Origin of the sequence: Moorena bouillonii PNG (assembly GCF_001942495.1) — a bacterium.
GTDB lineage: Bacteria > Cyanobacteriota > Cyanobacteriia > Cyanobacteriales > Coleofasciculaceae > Moorena > Moorena bouillonii.
The window spans coordinates 1737809-1757027 of sequence record NZ_MKZS01000001.1; the positions used below are offsets into that span (position 1 = coordinate 1737809).

Annotated in this window: 22 protein-coding genes and 1 pseudogene; 17 read left to right on the forward strand and 6 right to left on the reverse strand. The window is 45.2% G+C overall.

Features of this window, described 5'->3' with window-relative positions; genetic code table 11:
* Positions 1–283 precede the first annotated feature (283 nt).
* Positions 284–493, forward strand: a complete 210-nt coding sequence (locus BJP37_RS07160) for a hypothetical protein (RefSeq protein ID WP_075897592.1) — start codon at positions 284–286, stop codon at positions 491–493.
* A gap of 122 nt (positions 494–615) precedes the next feature.
* Here the strand turns inward: BJP37_RS07160 and BJP37_RS07165 are convergent, their stop codons facing one another.
* The gene (locus BJP37_RS07165; protein ID WP_075897594.1) at positions 616–1452 is read right to left on the reverse strand and encodes an Rpn family recombination-promoting nuclease/putative transposase; all 837 of its coding nucleotides are present in this window, start codon (positions 1450–1452) and stop codon (positions 616–618) included.
* Between BJP37_RS07165 and BJP37_RS43355 the strand changes: the two genes are divergently transcribed.
* Positions 1451–1579 (forward strand): hypothetical protein, encoded by a 129-nt coding sequence (locus BJP37_RS43355; RefSeq protein WP_269086963.1) that lies wholly within the window; start codon positions 1451–1453, stop codon positions 1577–1579. The two genes, BJP37_RS07165 and BJP37_RS43355, sit on opposite strands and share 2 nt — an antisense overlap.
* Here BJP37_RS43355 and BJP37_RS07170 read toward each other — a convergent pair.
* Complete coding sequence (locus BJP37_RS07170; protein ID WP_075897596.1) at positions 1548–2519, reverse strand: ABC transporter ATP-binding protein; 972 nt, start codon at positions 2517–2519, stop codon at positions 1548–1550. The two genes, BJP37_RS43355 and BJP37_RS07170, sit on opposite strands and share 32 nt — an antisense overlap.
* Positions 2520–2758: 239 nt before the next feature.
* Positions 2759–3172, reverse strand: a pseudogene (gene tnpA, locus BJP37_RS07175) (IS200/IS605 family transposase).
* 453 nt (positions 3173–3625) lie between these two features.
* Here tnpA and BJP37_RS07180 point away from each other — a divergent pair.
* Positions 3626–4819 carry an RNA-guided endonuclease InsQ/TnpB family protein gene (locus BJP37_RS07180; RefSeq protein ID WP_075897598.1) on the forward strand — a complete coding sequence of 398 codons (1194 nt, stop codon included), beginning with the start codon at positions 3626–3628 and terminating at the stop codon, positions 4817–4819.
* A 42-nt stretch (positions 4820–4861) separates the two neighbouring features.
* Here BJP37_RS07180 and BJP37_RS07185 read toward each other — a convergent pair whose 3' ends face one another.
* Positions 4862–7372 carry a lytic transglycosylase domain-containing protein gene (locus tag BJP37_RS07185; protein WP_229415228.1) on the reverse strand — a complete coding sequence of 837 codons (2511 nt, stop codon included), beginning with the start codon at positions 7370–7372 and terminating at the stop codon, positions 4862–4864.
* Between the two features lie 170 nt (positions 7373–7542).
* Here BJP37_RS07185 and BJP37_RS07190 point away from each other — a divergent pair, with 170 nt between their 5' ends.
* Positions 7543–7734, forward strand: coding sequence for a hypothetical protein (locus BJP37_RS07190; protein WP_075897600.1), 192 nt, complete (start codon positions 7543–7545; stop codon positions 7732–7734).
* Between the two features lie 125 nt (positions 7735–7859).
* Here BJP37_RS07190 and BJP37_RS07195 read toward each other — a convergent pair whose 3' ends face one another.
* Positions 7860–8843: a 3'(2'),5'-bisphosphate nucleotidase gene (locus BJP37_RS07195; RefSeq protein WP_075897602.1), complete on the reverse strand. Its 984-nt coding sequence runs from the start codon at positions 8841–8843 to the stop codon at positions 7860–7862.
* A gap of 367 nt (positions 8844–9210) precedes the next feature.
* Between BJP37_RS07195 and BJP37_RS44895 the strand changes: the two genes are divergently transcribed.
* The 4 genes from BJP37_RS44895 to BJP37_RS07215 all read left to right on the forward strand — a co-directional run bounded on the left by BJP37_RS44895 (position 9211) and on the right by BJP37_RS07215 (position 10829).
* The gene (locus BJP37_RS44895; RefSeq protein ID WP_075897604.1) at positions 9211–9417 is read left to right on the forward strand and encodes a YqaE/Pmp3 family membrane protein; all 207 of its coding nucleotides are present in this window, start codon (positions 9211–9213) and stop codon (positions 9415–9417) included.
* Positions 9418–9582: 165 nt separating this feature from the next.
* Positions 9583–9741 carry a YqaE/Pmp3 family membrane protein gene (locus BJP37_RS07205; protein ID WP_070391771.1) on the forward strand — a complete coding sequence of 53 codons (159 nt, stop codon included), beginning with the start codon at positions 9583–9585 and terminating at the stop codon, positions 9739–9741.
* Between the two features lie 24 nt (positions 9742–9765).
* The gene (locus BJP37_RS07210) at positions 9766–10272 is read left to right on the forward strand and encodes a hypothetical protein (protein ID WP_075897606.1); all 507 of its coding nucleotides are present in this window, start codon (positions 9766–9768) and stop codon (positions 10270–10272) included.
* A gap of 290 nt (positions 10273–10562) precedes the next feature.
* The gene (locus tag BJP37_RS07215) at positions 10563–10829 is read left to right on the forward strand and encodes a hypothetical protein (RefSeq protein WP_075897608.1); all 267 of its coding nucleotides are present in this window, start codon (positions 10563–10565) and stop codon (positions 10827–10829) included.
* 2 nt (positions 10830–10831) lie between these two features.
* On the opposite strand, the gene BJP37_RS43360 is transcribed toward BJP37_RS07215, so the two are convergent.
* Positions 10832–10957, reverse strand: coding sequence for a hypothetical protein (locus BJP37_RS43360; RefSeq protein WP_269086964.1), 126 nt, complete (start codon positions 10955–10957; stop codon positions 10832–10834).
* A gap of 431 nt (positions 10958–11388) precedes the next feature.
* Between BJP37_RS43360 and BJP37_RS07220 the strand changes: the two genes are divergently transcribed.
* From BJP37_RS07220 to BJP37_RS07260, 9 genes are all read left to right on the forward strand, one after another.
* Positions 11389–11964 (forward strand): DUF3727 domain-containing protein, encoded by a 576-nt coding sequence (locus tag BJP37_RS07220; RefSeq protein ID WP_075897610.1) that lies wholly within the window; start codon positions 11389–11391, stop codon positions 11962–11964.
* A 66-nt stretch (positions 11965–12030) separates the two neighbouring features.
* Positions 12031–13110, forward strand: coding sequence for an endolytic transglycosylase MltG (gene mltG, locus BJP37_RS07225; RefSeq protein ID WP_075897612.1), 1080 nt, complete (start codon positions 12031–12033; stop codon positions 13108–13110).
* 388 nt (positions 13111–13498) lie between these two features.
* Positions 13499–14050, forward strand: coding sequence for a YqeG family HAD IIIA-type phosphatase (locus BJP37_RS07230; RefSeq protein WP_075897614.1), 552 nt, complete (start codon positions 13499–13501; stop codon positions 14048–14050).
* A 301-nt stretch (positions 14051–14351) separates the two neighbouring features.
* Positions 14352–14615, forward strand: coding sequence for a glutaredoxin 3 (grxC, locus tag BJP37_RS07235; protein ID WP_075897616.1), 264 nt, complete (start codon positions 14352–14354; stop codon positions 14613–14615).
* Between the two features lie 340 nt (positions 14616–14955).
* Complete coding sequence (gshB, locus tag BJP37_RS07240; protein WP_075897618.1) at positions 14956–15939, forward strand: glutathione synthase; 984 nt, start codon at positions 14956–14958, stop codon at positions 15937–15939.
* Positions 15940–15999: 60 nt separating this feature from the next.
* Positions 16000–16467 (forward strand): DUF4870 domain-containing protein, encoded by a 468-nt coding sequence (locus BJP37_RS07245; RefSeq protein ID WP_075897620.1) that lies wholly within the window; start codon positions 16000–16002, stop codon positions 16465–16467.
* A 31-nt stretch (positions 16468–16498) separates the two neighbouring features.
* Entirely contained in the window at positions 16499–17638 is a 1140-nt protein-coding gene (locus BJP37_RS07250; RefSeq protein ID WP_075897622.1) for a Gfo/Idh/MocA family protein, read from the forward strand.
* Between the two features lie 235 nt (positions 17639–17873).
* Positions 17874–18617, forward strand: coding sequence for a DUF4230 domain-containing protein (locus BJP37_RS07255; protein ID WP_075897624.1), 744 nt, complete (start codon positions 17874–17876; stop codon positions 18615–18617).
* Positions 18618–18667: 50 nt separating this feature from the next.
* A complete protein-coding gene (locus BJP37_RS07260; protein WP_075897626.1) occupies positions 18668–19039 on the forward strand; it encodes a DUF2237 family protein in 372 nt (123 codons plus the stop codon).
* Positions 19040–19219 lie beyond the last annotated feature (180 nt).

Here is a 19219-nt window from a genome sequence, read left to right on the forward strand (position 1 = left end):
TTATCGAACATGGAACTATTATATCAAACGGCCCGTCTCAGGGATTCTGCTGGATGGGGACTTTCCTGAAGCAGTGCGATGCGATCGCTCTCCAAAAACTGTTGGGAAAGAAGTGCGTACGCTTAACCAAAACTGACGTTACATAAATGCGTACGCCTCTTTCAACTTTGAAGGGAATCACTCGACATCGATGAAATGGGGATCGAATGCTAAACTTAAGCTATTGATTACAATTCCCTTCGAGGTATGATTAAACCAAGGGGCAGTAATGGCTGAATCTTAAATGACACCAATTGAATTAAGACAAAAAGGCTATTATGCCTTAGTTAAGGAATTAGCGCAAGTTGATGCAATTCGTTTTTTACAAGATGTAGGATTGGGTTTTGGTGATTATACTCAAGAACCTCAACAGTCTCTAAAAAATGTGACAAGATCTGATTTTTGGCAAGACATTCAAGAAATTAGAGCAAAAAAAGACCTTGACAATCAATGATTCTGTTGTCACCAGCGATCGCAAAGCGTGGCCAAAGGCGATCGCATTCTCGTTAATCTTAGTTGAGAAGTAGTGCAGTCAGCGCAGTTATGCCCGTAGGGCTGACGCACCCAAAGCTAAACTTACGAGTTCGATTTACTATCAGCAACAGATAGTGAACGCATCCATTCATCCAAATCGTCGGGTTTCGTAAAGTCCAACAACGCTTCCCCCAAAGCTTCAAGCTGAGGGAGGGATAAGGCTTGAACCTGCGATCGCATTTCTGGGGACACTTCGCCAATGCGACGCAAGAGTTGGCGGAGGATTAGAGATTGTTCCCCTTCGTGACGGCCTTCATCCTTAATGTCTTGATAAATTACAGACTGCTGCATGATATCTGTGCGTAAAACCTGGTTAATCAAGTCCCTCTTTAATAATAGCCCTGCTAGAATCCCAGCGCACGCAGCCACATTGCTCTGTATCCTAATTTCTGCAATCGTCTCAACTCTTGCAGCCACCTGACGCAAGGTTTGAGCAGCGTCGGGGGTTTGTGTCAGTATAGCCAAGGGCAATAACCCCGTCGATTCCAGAAACGGCTGAGTCGATTGTTCCCATAGCCGAATGACCTCAAATTCGTGACGAGTACCAGGAATCTCAAACGCTGTCTGATCAACGAGTTCAGAAGTCGAACGGGTCAAGTAAATGACCACTTGGCGCATCTGCTTATTTGGAAAACGGCGGAAAACTCTTAGGCGGTAATCTGCCATTCTGAAGGCCATAGTTGAGTCAGGTTGAGTCTGAAACTCGACGTGAAGGACAAAATCATCAGAATTCAGCAAAATCAAAGCATCCGCTCGAATGGGTTCAAGGGACAGTTCAGATGGACTGAGTTGGGTCATGGTGATGGCTTCACCAAGTAACCAGGAGGCAAAATCCTCGGAAAAGCTCTCAGCGAGGAACTTGCAAGTATTATCGAACATGGAACTATTATATCAAACGGCCCGTCTCAGGGATTCTGCTGGATCCCGACTCCCGACTCCCGACTCCCTACTCCCGACTCCCTACTCCCGACTCCCTACTCAGATGGATTATTCAACTGCTTCATAAAAAACTCTTCCAATGAAGGACGATTTAAAGTCATACTCATCAATTGGGCATCCATCAGTCTCAGAGAAGCTATAAACTCTTGGGGTTCCCCTCGTAATTGACCGTACCAGCAGTCATCCTCAAATTCCAATTCCATCAGCCACCGTTTAATAATGTCTATATTCCCACCTTTGCCTTTAACTCGGTAGGTGTTATCGGTACCCAAAAGTTCATCTAACGCTCCCATACAAATTAATTCCCCATTAGCGAGAATCGCGATGCGATCGCATATTTTCTCCACATCTGACAAGACATGGCTGTTGAAGAAAATAGTCTTGCCTTGAGCTTTCAGAGACATAATAATTTCCCGGATTTGGTAGCGTCCCATGGGGTCAAGACCGGACATGGGTTCATCGAGAAATACTACTTCTGGGTTATTAATCAGTGCCTGGGCCATACCGATGCGCTGGAGCATCCCTTTAGAATACTGACGTAGTTGCTTCTTTCGTGCGGCTGATTGGGACAATCCTACGAGTTCTAACAGCCGAGGAATGCGTTTACGTTTTACCTCATGGGGAATTTGAAATAGTCCAGCGGTAAAGTGCAAAAATTCCCAGCCAGTGAGATAGTCATAGAAGTAGGGGTTTTCTGGTAAGTAACCAATGCGCTGCTTGACCTTAACATTACCAAGGGGATGTCCGAGTAACCATCCTTGTCCGCCAGTAGGACGGACAATTCCTAGTAAGGTTTTTAAGAGGGTAGTTTTCCCGGCTCCATTTGGACCGAGTAATCCAAAGGTTTCTCCCTGATAGACGCTGAGGGAGCAATTTTTCAGGGATTCAATTTTTTGATTGAGCCAGAAGCCGGTGCGGTAGACTTTGCGCAGTTGGGAGGTCTGAACCACTGGGATTGGTTCAGAGGTAGTTAGTTGGGGGGGTAAAGTGAGAGTAGATTGCTCCATCCTGTTGCTGGGAGATGAGGATATAATCTATACTTATTTATTCCCTATTTTGGTTACTTTTGTATCTATTATGAATAAAATCCATGATAGCTAATCGGGTAGAGCCTGGGTGAATGTTTACAGTCAGTCTTGCTGGATCACTCTTGAGCAAAAAAGTCTACCAAGAACCTTCGCAGTGCTCCGCCCATACCCGATAGGGTTGGGTGGTGGTGAAGCGAAGCGCGACCGATAGGGAGCAATCAATATTTCTCAGCTTGATTCTGAATATATTGCTTTAAGACAGAGAGAGGGGCACCTCCACAAAAGATGATGCAGTATGAACGACTCCAGAAGACAGGCTTACTCCAATAAAAACGACTGAGATGTGCCTTGAATCAAGAGCGAATCAACCGACTAGAAACCGTCTTAAGGTTGTTAACCAACTTGGACGGCTGAACCTTTGGATTGACCGATATCAATAAGTGAACATGGTCTGCTTCACCATTAAACTCAATCAATTCCCCCTCCCACTTCTCTATCGTTGCCTTGAATATCTCACCAAACCGCTGCAACATCGGCTCAGTGATACACTTGCGCCTGTATTTAGTGCAAGCGACTAAGTGGTATTGAATATTGTAGGAGCAGTGATGAAGAGTATTTAAGGGTTGACTCATTATTGAACGGATAATCAGCCTGCATTCCACCATCTTCGCGATAGCAAGTGGTGGTTAGGGCGTAAGGGAAGTGGGTTGGCATTTGTGGTATAATATGCTTAGCTACTATGGCACTATTACCCTCCAGACCAAAAAAGCTGGGAATTAAGGGTAGATATAAGACCGATGTAGCCAAGTTCGTAACTCTTAAGTCTTTGTATCGCCCGATTATAAAAGTAGGGAGCTTGCGCCAAATAACGATACACAACCAAATACAGAATTTGTTTCTATAAGCTAAGCGCCAGAAATGAGTTAGAGGTTCAGTATGGCAAAAGTCCCTGCTGTTCACCGAGAAGCGCGGTTTCCGAGTATACGGGTAGCTGTCTCTATCGAGAAGAGTGTCCTACTTGGATACCATCACCTCGCCGTTAGGCAGGTGGTGGCGCTTCATAGCGACTAAGCTAAATTAAGTAAATGCTTACTCTGACATACGAGTACAAAATCAAGCCCTCTCAAGGGCAGATTGACTATATCGAAAGCACCTTAGAGGTGTGTCGTCGAGTATGGAATTTTGCCTTGAGAGAACGGAAGGATTGGATTAATTCTCGCAAGTCGCCTATCAATGCCTGCTCACTGGTGAGCGAATACATTATTCCTGCCGATGCACCCTATCCAGGGTTCAAGGAGCAATCCAAGGCGCTGACAACGGCGAAGAAGGATAATCCATTGCTTAAAGCCGCCAATGCTCAGGTATTGCAGCAAGTAATCAGGACGTTAGACCGTGCATTCAAAGACATGAAGGGAAGAGGGTTTGGCTTCCCTCGATTTAAGCGTGTCGGTCGTATGCGTTCATTCGTATTTCCTCAACTGGGCAAAGACCCATTGGGGGAAGGACGAGTTAAATTACCTGGACTCGGTTGGGTGGTTATTCGTCAATCCCGCCCCTATCCAGAAGGGTTTGAGGTAAAACAAGCCCGAATTGTGAGACGGGCATCCGGCTATTACGTGATGTTGAGTTTCCAGTGTGACGTATCCGTGCCTGAGTTGCCCTTATTGGGTAAGGTGGTTGGGGTTGATGTGGGGTTGGCATACTTCGCATCCACATCGACTGGAATGCAGATAGAGCGACCTAAGTTTTTTGTGGATATGCAACGCCAGCTTAAATTGCTGCAACGTAGATTAAAGCGAAAGGTGAAGGGTTCAGCGAACTGGAAGAAACTGCAACACCGTATTGCTCGACTGCATGAACAGATTGCCAATACCCGCAAAGACTTTCATTTCAAAGTTGCCCATCAAATATGTGCAATGGGTGATGTCATTGTGGTGGAAGAATTGAATCTCATTGCTTTAAGCCGTGGGATGTTGGGCAAGCATATGTTGGATGCAGGGCACGGTCAGTTCCTTAACTCCATCTTGCCTTGGGTGGGGTTCAAAACAGGAACGCTAATCATCCTTGAAGATGCGGCTGGCACCTCACAGGAATGTCCAGCCTGTGGGAGTGTAGTTAAGAAAAGCATCTCTCAACGATGGCATGAATGTACTTGTGGATGTTCCATGCCCCGTGATGTAGCCAGTGGGCAAGTGTTGGTTAATCGATTATTGGGCCGTGGGGCGCACGGCCTTGAAAATGCCTGTGGAGACGGTCTGTCGGGGGCTAGGTTCGCCTAGTCTAGGCAAGAGTCTGTGAATCAGGAATCTCCCTCCATACCGCTAGGTTGGAGGGATGAGCGTCAATAACTGCTGACCAACCTCAGGATTGTATAAGCGTAAGTAATTCCAGTAATTACCCAAAACTTGCTTGACATAGTTTCTGGTTTCACCAAAGGGTATAGTTTCCACAAATTCATCTAAATCAATGGGTTCATTTCCCTTGAGCCATTTCCCTACATTACCTTGACCAGCATTGTAACTAGCAATAGCGAATGCGGAGTTATCCTCATACACGCGATGGCTATGGGCGAGAAACCAGGTTCCTAGTTTAATATTATCGTTGGGATTATCGAGTTTATAGTCGTTAAAATTGATGGATTGCCCTACCCAAGCTGCAGTACTGGGCAACATTTGCATTAAGCCCATGGCACCAGCAACTGATGTAATGTTTGGCTCAAATCGAGACTCTTGACGCATTAAGGATATAACCAGTAGAGGATTAATGTCACGCTGTTTTGACTCTGTTTCGATCAGGTCTATATAGGGAAAGGGATAGAGGGCTTGCCAGTAAGCCGGTTTTTTCCTGATTTTCTGATACTGCTCCTGTTCTTGGGATGTTTCTCGGTCTTCGAGGGTCTCTACCAGGGAAATTCCTTTGAGGTATTCTCCCATCGCCAACCTGAACAAGCCATCAGTAAACTGTTGTGGCACAGTGGGCTTGAGGCGAGTTTGAAATTCCCCTTGCCATAGGCTCCAAGCATCCTGGTCTTGACCAAGCTGATACAATTCCTTCAAAGCTGCTGAGCCCACAGGTAACTCGGGTCGCACCGTTGGCCAGTTTACAGTAAGGGATGACTGGCGCAGTGTGCTAAAGTCTCCCACATCCCAACCCAACTGTACCGCTGAGCGCCAAGCATAGTAAGATTGAATATGGTTGGTAATCACCTGCTTAAACGCTGCTTCGGCTTCCTGCTTCCGTCCTAGCTGAGTTGCCCATTTTCCCGACCAAAACCCTGCTCTACGGGCGATCAGACTGTGGGGATTATCCTTAAGGATAGGCTGAACGTTATGCCAAGCTGTCAGGATGTCTCCATTTTGTGCAGCCTCTTGAGCCATCTGCCAGCGATAGTCCGCTGCCGCATCAGAATTGCTATAGTTGTCGATTAACAATTGATAGGCTTGCTCAGCAGCGTTGGGACTTTTGAGTTGTTCGAGAGTTTTGGCTTTGGCCAAAAGTGCCTCAGCAGCTCGGTCAGGAAAGTGATCGATAACTTGGTCGAAATACGGTATCTTGTCAATGGGTGGTTCTAGTGCAGCGAGTTGGAGATAAGCCAAAGCGGTTTCTTTCGCATCGGGAAATTCCTCGACCATCTTTTTATAAGCCAGTTTCGCTGCTTTGGGCTTTTGGGCATACTGAAGTCCTCTAGCCCCTAGGTAAGTATGCTTAGGTGTTGGTTTAGCATTGGCATAGGCAGCACTGGCTTGAGCATATTTGCGGTCTTTCCAATAGGCTAATGCGATCGCTTCCCAATCTTGGGGCTGGATTATAGCACGATTTTTATCATCGACAGATTCCCCGTAGTTACTCACTAGTTTATCTAGCACTAGGGTAACCCCTGGTTGGTCAAAAGTATACCTGGCTAATAACAGCATCAGTTCAGGTTGATTAGGCTGCTCCTTGAGCTCTTGCTGGATTAATTCAATGATGCGAGGATGAGAAGGATAGTTTTTCAGTGCTCGTTCCCAGTATTTGGGCTCTTCCGCAGAGAAGTCATACATCTGCTGTATTTTTGCCAACCAGGGCTGCTCAGAAGTCGAGATGGTGCTGGCATATTTCGGAGCAATAGATTCCTTTTTTGGTTTGCGGTAGGGTGAATCATCTGACTTGAAGGCATACAAGGCTTCAGCTGCCACTGGCTGATTACCATAGCGTTGGAGCAACTCCTGCCAAGCTTGTTGGGCTTGAGCTTTGTCCCCAGTGAGTTGGTAAGCCTGTGCTCGTTTGAGCACAATCTGTCCTGCTAATACTGGATATTCCCACTCTAATTTATCTAACCAACGCAATGCCTCCGTTCCCTGCTGCCCAGCTATGGCATCAACGGCCAATAGGTAACGAGCACGGCCACGATTGAGGGATTTTGGTCTAGTTGCGATCGCTTCGAGTTGTGCCACCCGCTCCTCGGGGGATTGGGATGCTAGTTTTAGGACTGTAGTGTCCCTAGGATCTCTGCGCCCCATGATTTGCTGGGGGAGCAAAACTACCCAATTCGTTAATCCTCGCGGGTTCTTGCGATCAATTAACGCGAAGATGGTAATCGAGATCAGCAGTAGGCTCAATCCCACACTAGACGCTAGTAGGATTTGTCGTCTGCTACGGTGGCGCAATTGCTGGCGCAATAAAGGATAGTAGCGGGAGAATTTCAAACGAGACCGTTTCATAGAGCCTCCTGGTGATGCACGTCCATAGTAGGTTTTGGGAATAGAAAGCTCTGTGACATCATCTGCGGGAGCATTGGTATTGTTAAGCTTGAGTAATTGGTAATTATGATGACTCACCGGGCTATTACCCATGCACCATTACTCTGACCGAAAAACACCTTTAACTATAAACACTACTGAAACAACCGGATAGGATCTGGCATTTCAATCCAACGTCTGACATTTCAACGTCTGTTCCTTTAACCATATTCAAAGGATCGATCGACAACCCCACAACTGTGCTGTGATTTGATAGGACACTTATGGAACGCGGAAAAATAGTCGCTATTATAACTGGAGCTATATCGATATTGCTAGCGATCGCTTACTTAATTATTGTCCAGCTGCTAGATTTTCGAGGAGAGATGATCCCTGCTCCAGTTAGCCAATCATTAGACTGGGGATATTGGATGGGATATTTTTACCCAGGTATTGCGCAATGGTTAATCCCTTAATAAACCTATAAGTGTGAATGAAACTTCCCGCGCGTTTACACACAGGGATGATCCGGCAAGAGAAATACTATTCCCTTGCCGGATCGTTGCCCTAGGTTAGGATATACCCTGTTCTTTAGCTGATTCTAGTTGGCTGTATCCCGCAGTGCTGCCAGGACCGTCTCATGAATCACACCATTGCTGACAACCACACCCTGATTTTCAACTAGCTTAGAACCGATAGAAAAGTTCAGGGGCTTGCCATGCATATCTGTAACAACCCCACCAGCTTCCTCTACAACAATGGTGCCTGCAGCATGGTCCCAAATTTTCTCACGGTAGTTGGGATACTTCGAGGAAGGTAAACGTAGGTAAAGGGCGGCATGACCAGAGGCAACCGCACCATACTTAGCCTGAGAATCCATCCGCAGGGAGTCTGCAGTAATTCCCACCGCTTTAGCGACCAAATCTTGCCGAGAATGGTCCCCATGACCAGATTCCACGCTTTCGACGAACCGGAGTTCTGCTGTATTCTCAGCATCAGTCACTTGAATCGACTGGGGTTCCCCACCATTAATAGGTACCATGGTGGCTCCCTGACCCCGTACTGCTACAAATAGAACACCCCGCTCTCCATCTGGTTGTGCTAGGTTCACGGGTAACGCTGGGCAAGCTAGCACTCCTACTTTCACTTCACCTTGTTCTACCAAAGCCAAGGCTACGGCATATTGATCCTTACGCAGAAACCCTTTGGTGCCATCAATCGGGTCTAAGGTCCAGTAGCGAGGTCCAATCTCACCATTGCCTCGATTAATCCAACTAACCACTGCTTCAGGAGTAGCATCATTAGTGACAGATTGCACATAACTGGTTACCTGTGCCAACTGATTCGCCATGGTTGGTTCCACCAAATCAGCAGCATCTTCTTCACCCACTACTGGATCATTAGGAAAAGCTTGGCCAAGTAAGCGGCAAATCACTGCCTGAGAGCCATAATCGGCAACAGTGACAGGACTTTTGTCACTTTTTTCCATAGCTTCAGTCACCCGTTCACTCCGGACTTGCTCACAAATTTTGGCAGCGGCTAAGGCTGCCTCAATGGCAACTTGTTTCTCTTGTTGATAAGACATTGTAAATAACTGCTCCTAAGGGCGAAAAGATTTTTGGAAGTTTTTTTTAGTCATAGGTAATAGGTATAGCTAATAGCTAATAAACCCTTAAGTAATCAAAATTAGGTAAGCATTCAGCTATCAGCATTCAGTTATCAGCCATTGGCTACTTGAGGTGCTTATGGGTTATGAGCAAGCTACGGAAACAGGTTTTGAAGAAAATAAGCTGACCGCTGACCGCTGACTGCTGAATACTTACAAAATTAGTAATTAGAGATTACCTATTACTGACTAGGAACTCCATTGCTGGCATCTTAGCTAGGAAATTCCGGATTCAGAGGAAATTACCAGGGAATTAACTAAGAGCAGTAATCGAGGTACAACAATAATGTATTTCATCCGAATCATCTGTGCCATTTTCCTGCCACCACTAGGTGTGTTCTTGCAAGTGAGTTTTGGCAAGTCCTTTTGGCTTAATATTCTGTTAATGGTATTGGGTATCATAGTAGGCACTCAATTTGGTTTTCCCAAATATGGTGTAGTGGCTGCCATACTCCATGCTGTATGGGTGACTGCTAATCAATATCAGGATTAGACTGTTTAATAGGGACGAGCGCCCTAACCGAACACAAAACAAGGATTATAGGTCGGGTAATCCGACTCTAAGACTAGAAAAATTTGGCACAATGGAAATGAGTACGCGCTCAAGAGTGCTTAAGCCAATCAGCCTTGTCGTAACAAACACCAAAGGTATACCAGAATGGATTTAATTAGGATTTTATGTGCTATTTTCGTGCCACCACTGGGAGTATTTTTGCAAGTGGGTTTTGGCTGGCCCTTTTGGATAAATATCCTTTTAACCCTATTGGGGTATATTCCAGGAATTATCCATGCCGTTTGGGTGATTGCCAAGAGATAAAATAAAGGATTAGACTGACTACAAATGTACAGTTCCAAACAATCATCCCAACCTGTGAATGTGAAGTATAAGGCTTTGAACTATCAGGGAGTCTACCCCTGCCCAGTCTGTCGTGTCGGTCAGATTCAAAATTTATCGTTAATGGAAGCTTTTGCCTGTCACGAGTGCCGCCACATTTTCACTGCTGATCTCGAAAGGCAAATACTCAAAATAACCGATCGGCAGCCCCCAATGACCTGGCACTGGAATGGCAAAAAGTGGACAGGGGCGCATCTAGAGGGGGTTGAATGGGGATGGGTGAATTGGTTGTTAGCCTTGGCATTTGTAGTTTGTCCAACCACGTTAATTGGGGCAGCCGTTTATATGTTTCCGCCTGCCCCAGATAGTCCTGTATCCTGGCTTCCAGCTGCTTGGGTAGGCTTAACGTTTTTCTGCCATTTAGCAATTGTTGTCTGGTTGGTGATGGAATTTTATCAATTTCCAGTTTGGGAGTACTTGAGAATTGGACGGCAGCGAATTCTGGGCCGTTAGTCTTGTTAATTAACTTTAAAATACTGCTGAGTATTCTTAAGAATAACACCCTGAGATTTTAATCCTTTATAATATACAATTTCTAATTCCTAGTTGCTCACGATCACAGCTCGTAAGCATATGCGCTACGCGCACGCGTGCGCGTTCAGCGGTCAGCGGTCAGTGGTCAGTGGTCAGTGGTCAGTTGTTGGCCAATGGCACCTCAAGTAGCTTGCCCATAAGCTGATAGCTGATAGCACCTCAAGTAGCATATATAGTAGCGCATTAGCTGATAGCTTAATAGTTAGGGTTTGCTGAAAAAGTCAATAGGTATTGGATTGAGTCAGCGAGTGTGGAGTCAGCGAGTGTGGATAAATGGTAATTATATAGGAGGTAGTCGAAAGACTTGTCCCTTTATTTTTCGGCTCTTGTCTGCCCAAAAGCCTAAGTTATTGAGCTTTTTCGATCGATTTGCTGGCACTTTTTTCGACCCAAAAAGGCGAAAACCTTTATATGTAAATGCTTTGAGAGTTAATCAGCAAGCCCTAGTTACGACAGCTTTAGCAGTTTTCTTGTAGGTTTAGTAGAATTTATAAACCAATTCACGACGGCAATAACATAGGGGGTTGGTAGTGCTAATCATAGGCTCCCGTAGCGGCTCTGTTCGCGTAGCGTGGCCTTTGGCCTTAAGAGCATCATAACCCATGGCTCTACAACCTTTTGGCTGAGCTGATTTCCTATAGCAACAAATTATAGTACTTATGTCAAGTTCGACTGATTAGTTATATTTATAGTTTGCTCACAACACTTTTTGATCACTGATTGACCGTAGGTCACCAGGGGCGCGTTCGGTATGATTAAAGAATGTGCAATTTTTGTACAGTCCATAGTTAACTAATGCTTATGAGCACAGAAAGCCTATGATTGGATAAAAAGTATAGACTAAATCATTCAAAGACAACTGCTGGAACTCTCGTCTTTGGTTTTGGTGCTATGCTGATCGGAAGCAGTCTAAACTCGAGCGTACTGTGGGGTACTGTCAAAGCTTACTGTCGCGTACTGTTAAAGCGTACTGTCAAAAGGGAGGTTGGATTTATTTCCACGACCACTTGACCAATAATAGACACATTAAGTGCCATGTTTTCATCTCAATCTCCCCAAGAAAATGGGGAATCTCCAAAAGGGGACATTACGCTGAAGGACGCTAACGGTAAAACTCTCGAATGTTACATTGAGCATTCCCTAGAGCTGGAGGGTTGTCAATACCTTCTGCTGTTACCTGTGGACTCACCCATAGAAATTGTGGCTTGGGATGATGATGAAGAAGACTTAGCTGATGCCTCTCTAGTTGAAGATGAAGCTGAGCTTGACTTGATCTTCCCTGACGCCCAAGCTGTTCTAGCTGAGCAAAATCTTCAGCTCAAGCGCACCGCTTTTACCTTAACTGTTGCTGGTGAGTTGCCACCAGTGGACGAAGACGACATTCTCACCCTGGAAATTGAAGAGGATGATGTTCCAATGGAAGCAGAGGAACTACAGGAGCTAGCGAGCTTTTATTACCAAGAACAAGAGTATGGGATCTATACTCCTGTAGAGCCACTCCTGTTTTTTGCTCGCTCGAACCAATCTGGTCAACCCGAGTTACTGTCTACACAGGAAATTAAACAAGTTCAGCCATTGCTCGAAGAACTGCTATTCGATGATATCGAGTAGGAGACTTGAACTCGGGTTGACCCCTTAAACGATTCAGGGGAAACTAATGTTTTGGTGTATTAGAGTATGAAAACTCTCAAAAGCATCTCCAATAGGTTTTTTTATTTCGTTCTATTGCCAGCAACCCTTGGTATTTGTGCATGGCAGGGTTGGGAGTGGTGGAGTTGGGTGGTATCCCCACCCGTGAAAGCACAATCTTCCGAAGATGTCGCTCCAACCCTCGTAAAAATCGAGATTCCCCCAGGAACCCCAGGTCAGCAAATAGGCAGAGATCTGGAAGCTTCTGGTTTAATTCGCTCAGCCGATGCTTGGAAACTGTGGACTCATTGGCGGCAGCTGGTAGACCGAGATGGTGAGTTTAAAGCTGGAACTTACGAACTATCACCAACTCAACCCCTGACCAAAATCGCCGAAACCATTTGGAAAGGGAAGGTGATGCAGCTGTCTTTCACCATACCGGAAGGGTGGTCGATTCAGCAAATGGCGGATTATTTTGAATCCCTAGGATTTTTCCCAGCTTATGAGTTTATCGCTGCTAGTAGCAAAATCCCCTGGGATAAGTACCCTTGGTTGCCCAGTGAGCTGCCTCATCTAGAAGGTTATTTATACCCAGATACCTATAAGTTACCTAGTGATGGCATCTCTCCACAAGCAGTCATCCAACAAATGCTTAATCGATTTGAGCAGGTAGCTTTACCAGTATACCAAAAAGGTCAGTACAAAACCCAGCTTAGTATCAATGATTGGGTAACATTAGGCAGCATTGTCGAGAAGGAAGCAGTAGTTGCTGAAGAACGCGATCGCATTGCTGGTGTCTTTACGGAACGGTTGCGGCGAGGGATGAGATTAGAAACCGATCCCACCGTTGAATATGGATTGGGGATTCGACAAACTGCTGATCAGCCCCTAACCTACAAGCAAGTGCGGCAACCTTCCCCTTACAATACCTATCTCAACCCAGGATTACCGCCGACCCCGATTGCCAGTCCTGGAATAGGGAGTTTGAAAGCAACCCTTGATCCCGAAGACACCGAATACCTGTTTTTTGTGGCTCGTTACGATGGCACTCATGTTTTTAGCAAAACCCTAACAGAACACGAAGCCGCTAAAAATGCTATCCGTAGAGAACGGCGAGCTAAACAATAAACTACAACAACTCGTGATCACAGAAGCTTTATATACTGGGGAGGTTGAGAGAAAAGAATACCCCGTCCTCTTAGGTCGGGGATGAATTTTCGACAATGTTAATATTAGGGGATAAGGGTCTCAAAAAACTGGGTATTGACCTACTCAGCTACCGACCGTGCGCGGGAAAGTTACGCCCTAGGAGATAACAGCCAATTAGGTTGTGCCTGGGAATCCCCATTCCGGCGACGGATGGGGAAGTTCAAAATATAGGTTCAATAGAACTGAATCACTATAATCGTTGCCCGCTGCCATCATCAGGCTGAGCGGGCTTAGTGTATTGACAATTGACGGGTAAGCATCAAAAATCAACAGAGTTACCGACTTTCAATTTATCAGTTAACTAAATATGTCTTGGGTCTCAAAGTTACAACCTGACTTAATCCTTGGTGGCTCCATCTTAGACCTGACACCAGATATTCTCCAGCAATATCAGCTCTCAGGTCTAGTGTTGGATGTTGACCAGACTTTAATACCAGTCACAAAATCCCGTGTTTCTCAGGAAATTGAACGGTGGGTAGAGCAAACTAGAGCGATGGTTTCCCTGTGGCTGGTCAGTAATAACCTCAGTGAACATCGCATTAGCCGTATTGCTTCCTCCCTAGATTTGCCTTACATATATGGAGCTCGCAAACCTTCGCGACGCAAGCTGAAAATAGCTGTAGATGCCATGAACCTACCTATAGACCAAGTGGCCATGGTAGGCGATCGCTTATTCACTGATGTCTTAGCTGGGAATCGACTGGGAATGTTCACCATTCTTGTAGAGCCCATACGAGACCAAGCTATGAGTAAGTCTTTATACCCAATGCGTGATTTAGAAGTGTGGTTCTCTCAAACCTTAGGGGTTTCCTTGACCACCATGCAACAAAACTTCAACAAACCTGACAAATCAAAATAAACTGAAATATAAAGAAAATATTATAAAAATTACTAAACCAAAATTTGTCTGACACAATAGTTAACAGTTGGAAAGAGGGTCAGCTTATATAAAGACCCTAGATATGACCAACCTTTTAAATGGGGTCAGCTTATATAAAGACCCTAGATATAACAAACGCTTATAACTAATAGACAGCCCAGCCTTGAGGTAATCAGGAGCTGGGCTGTCTATGATTTGGCATTACGTTACTGAGCTGGTGCGCCAAGCTAAACCACTAGTTAAAATTTAAGAAACATTACTTAATACTCTAACGCCAAGCATGAGCGCAAACGTTGAAATCTACACCTGGAGCACTTGCCCCTTCTGTATCCGTGCTAAAGGTCTACTAAACCAGAAGGGAGTTGAATTTACTGAATACTGTATTGATGGTGATAACCAGGCACGGGAGAAGATGTCTCAAAGGGCAAATGGAGCACGCTCCTTACCACAGATTTTTATCAATGACCAGCATATCGGTGGCTGTGATGACCTTCACACTCTGGAATTTCAGGGTCAGTTAGACAATCTGCTCAAGGCAAGCTAACCACTAGGTGAGTAACCATCTAGTATGCAAGAAAGCACAACGGAAAAGAACACCCCACGACTAGATAACTATCACTACACGGATAGGATCCTAAAGGTGATCATCTCATCCGGTTTATATAGCGTTGATCCCACTTATGAGTAAGGATCCCCCCTAACCCCCCTTAATAAGGGGGGGACATGATTCCTTTAAGGCTTTATTTATTATTGCCTTTTGCCTTTTGTCTTAATCTGCCTTAATCGCTGTTACCCGTTCCCAGTTCAAGATCTTGAGCGGTATATTCCCGAATCAAATAGGATTGCTGTAGCATAGGGTAATTGCCTGACAGGGGAATTCAACCGTGAAATTTGCGTTTATCATAGACCCTCTCCCGAAACTTGATCCCGGTCACGATACTAGTGTGGCGCTGATGGAAGCCGCACAGGAATTAGGTCATGAGGTTTGGGTCACTCAGGCTCAACAATTGAGTGTTATTCAGGGTCAGGCTTGGGGGCTTCTAGAACCTGTGCAACTAACTCCAGCCAAACTCGATGACGGGCATTGGGTCGTCATCGAGCAGTGGTACCAGACTGGTAAGGCTCTGTTGAAACCTCTAGAGGAGATGGATGCTGTCTGGATGCGGACAGACCCGCCTGTTACTATACCTTACCTGTATGCGACCTATATCTTGGACTACATCAATCCAGATAAAACCTTGGTGATTAATTCACCAACTGGCATCAGGACAGCTAACGAAAAAATGTATGCCCTCCAGTTTCAGGAGGTGATGCCACAGACAATTGTCAGTCAGGATAAATCGGTGATTCGGCAATTCCTGGAGGAAAAAGAGGCAGCAGTACTGAAACCTCTGGGAGGCAAAGCTGGTGAGGGGATTATATTTCTACAGCCAAGCGATCGCAATTTTAACTCCTTGGTGGAAATTAGCACTAAACAGGGTAGTGAGCCAGTGATGGTTCAGGCTTATCTGCCTGCGGCGAAAGATGGAGATAAGCGGATTATCCTCTTGAATGGTGAACCGATTGGAGCAGTAAATCGCATTCCCACAGGTAAGGAATTTCGGGGTAACATGGCTGTGGGTGGTCGAGTAGCGGCTACGGAAATTACTCCCCGAGAGGAAAAAATCTGTTCCCTGCTCAAGCCAAAACTGCAGCAAGATGGCTTATATTTTGTAGGCATAGACGTTATCGGCGGCTACCTGACCGAAGTTAATGTCACCAGTCCTACTGGCATCCGGGAAATTGACCGCTTAGATGGTACTCATCTGGCTAAACAGGTAATTACCTGGGTTGAAGCAGTTAAAAACAACGGCGGTGAAACAATATAATGGCTTAACCAGACTCTTGAGCAAAGTCATGGGATGTAATGTCGGTTTTGGGTCAGTTTTATGGATCAAGTAACAGTGCCACGGAACGATAGGAAAGCTCGAATCTGGGGGATGCTGTGTCATCTATCCTCCCTGCTATGGATTCCCCTATTGATTATGGGTCTACCTATCCCTTTGGCTAACCTGGCAGGCCCGTTGATGATCTGGTTAAACAAGAGAAATAAATACCGCTTTGTAAAGGTTCACGGTAAAGAATCTATTAATTTTCAAATCTCGATTACCCTTTACGCTACCATTATCCTGACCATATTTACTGCCTTTGCCTGGGCGTTTTTCATCCTAATTGGTGCAATAAACGATTTTGACCCTGACTCTTGGTTGGAGCTGTTTAAACTCATAGAATTCTGGCTATGGTGTATAGCTAGTATCCTGGGAATCATTGATTCACTGCTGGTGACTATGGCCTCAATCGCTGCTCAATATGGTAGGGTTTACCGTTACCCGTTTACCCTGCGATTTTTACGATAAGTCCCTAAGATAAGTCACGAGATAGTCTAGAATGGCTGAGTTTTCTGCAACAGGTGCAACTGAACAGCTACCGACAATTGGTGTGGCGGTAGTTGGAACTGGATTTGGACAAAAAATCCATATCCCTGGCTTTAACGCTCATTCCCGAACGGAAGTGGTGGCTGTCTATCACCGCGACCCGGATCAGGCAAATGCGATCGCAAACCAATATGATATTCCCCATGGATGCGATCGCTTAGAAGACATCCTAGCTTTACCGGAAGTAGAAGCGGTTAGCATCTGTACTCCCCCGTTTCTGCACTACGAAATGGCGAAAATGGTTCTAGAAGCAGGGAAACATCTGCTACTAGAGAAACCCATGACCTTAAGGGCAGCGGAAACCCAGGAGCTTTACCAACTCGCTACAGAAAAGGGTGTTGTCGCTATACCTGATTTTGAATTCCGCTTTATCCCCTCATGGCAGCTGTTAGCGGAATATCTCGAAAAAGACTATGTGGGTAAAAAGCGTCTGATTAAAATTGACTGGTTAGTCTCTAGCCGAGCTAATCCTGAACGCCCCTGGAACTGGTATGCTCAAAAGGATAAGGGTGGCGGAGCACTAGGGGCAGTTGGTTCTCATGCCTTTGATTATATTCATTGGCTATTTGGACCAGTGCAGCGGTTGTGTGCTCAACTGAGTACCGCAATTCCAGCACGGCCAGACCCCAATGCTAGCAATTTACTTAAGCCAGTAGATGCTGATGACACCTGTCTGTTATTACTGGAATTGGCAGATGGTACCCCTTGTCAACTCAGTATTAGTTCCGTAACCTATCAAGGGCGAGGTCACTTTGTAGAGGTTTATGGCGATCGCGGTACCTTAGTCTTGGGCAGCAACAATCTCAAAGACTACGTTCATGGATTTCGTCTGTGGGCAGCCACCGCCGGTCAATCCCTGATGGAAGTAGAAATTCCCCAGCGACTAGCATTTGCTGAAACCTATCTCGATGGTCGTTTAGCGCCATTTATCCGGGTGGTTGACTATTGGGTAAAAGCCATTGACAATAGTGGCGTCAGCACACTATCTCTCAAAGAAGGAGTGTACTCCCAGATGTTAATGGATTTAACCCATGAGTCTCATGAAACTAGACGTTGGGTTGAGGTAGATAAGCACAAGTATAGCGGTTTTTAATAGGGAATAGGGAATAGGGAATAGGGAATAGGGAATAGGGAATAGGGAATAGGGAATAGGGAATAGGGAATAGGGCAAAAAAAATTGTCTACCTCATTAGGCTAGAAATTGCTATATATCGCTTTGATAATTTTAAAATAGATTTTTGACACCAAATAGCATTTCATTGTTATTAAACAATAGCATAAATTAGGAATAAATAACTGTTAATAATTAAATTTTAAGGTAAACAAAAATGAAAAGTCAGCATCAAAAGCATCAGTTACTCAGCATTATCTCTAGTATACCTAGAGGGTTGATTCTGATGAGCACAGGGGGCATGATACTCACGACGCTAATTATAGGAGTGGTGATGTGGCGCACTAGCTCCCGCTTGTTTGAACAAGTTAATGGTCTATTTGACTTATCACAATTAAACTTATCACAACCAGAACCAGAGGTGGATGTCAGAAACGTTGTGGTTAATAAAGTTCGTAACGTTAGTGAATTGACCACTGCTGTGTTTAGCATGGAGGCGGTGGTCCCAACTCGTCAAGATAGAAACTTAGGACAATATCGCTTAGCGTCAACGACATTACTCTACATTGCTTATGGGGAAGTTAGAGCTGGGGTTGATTTAGGGAAATTAAGCGTCGATGATGTCAAAGTCAGCAATGACTCGATCCAAGTGCAGTTACCAGCGCCTCAATTACTGGATAGCAAGATTGATGTTACCCGTTCCCAGGTCTACGACTACAACCGAGGATTTTTGGGTCTTGGACCCGATGTTGCCCCTCAATTACAGATGCTAGCTCAACAGGAAACCCTCCGAAAAATTCAGGCTACTGCTTGTCAGCAAGGTGTGCTAGAGCAAGCTAATCAAAGGGCGCAATTAGTGGTGACTAATTTATTGATGACAGCTGGTTACAAAACCGTAGATGTCAAGCTTCAACCTTCATCACCATCGATGTGTTTGACAGCTTTCCAAACACCATCCTAGCACAACACATAAGCAAGATTATTGTAGTAATTAGAGTTAACTACCGGATCATGAACAATGCCAAAAACGTTCTTGGCGGAACACTAAAGGTGTGCTGCACATCTCCGATGACAGGATTTTTTCGGAACGGAAAATGTGACACAGGACCAACTGACGTTGGTTTACATATCGTTTGTGCAGAAATGACGGAAGAGTTTCTATCTTTTACTAAGCAAAGAGGTAATGATTTGAGTTCACCATCCCCGGTCTATGGTTTTCCTGGTCTTAAACCCGGAGATCAATGGTGTTTGTGTCTCAGTCGCTGGAAGGAGGCGCTGGATGCTGGAGTTGCGCCACCGGTGGTTTTGTCAGCAACCCATGAAGCAGCCCTTGATTACATTCCGTTGGAGGTATTTCAGGAACACGCTATTCTTAACGGCTAATCGTTGCTATAGCGGTTTTTAATTAGGTGAGGTAAATGTTTTTAGGGAGCAAGGAGCAGGGAGTAGGGAACAGTGAAGAGCAAGAGGCATGCTAGCAATAGGCATGCTAGCAATAGGCATGCTAGTGGAGTGACCACTCTTAAAAAGTGCATTATACAGAAAAATCTTGATCAGTCTCAA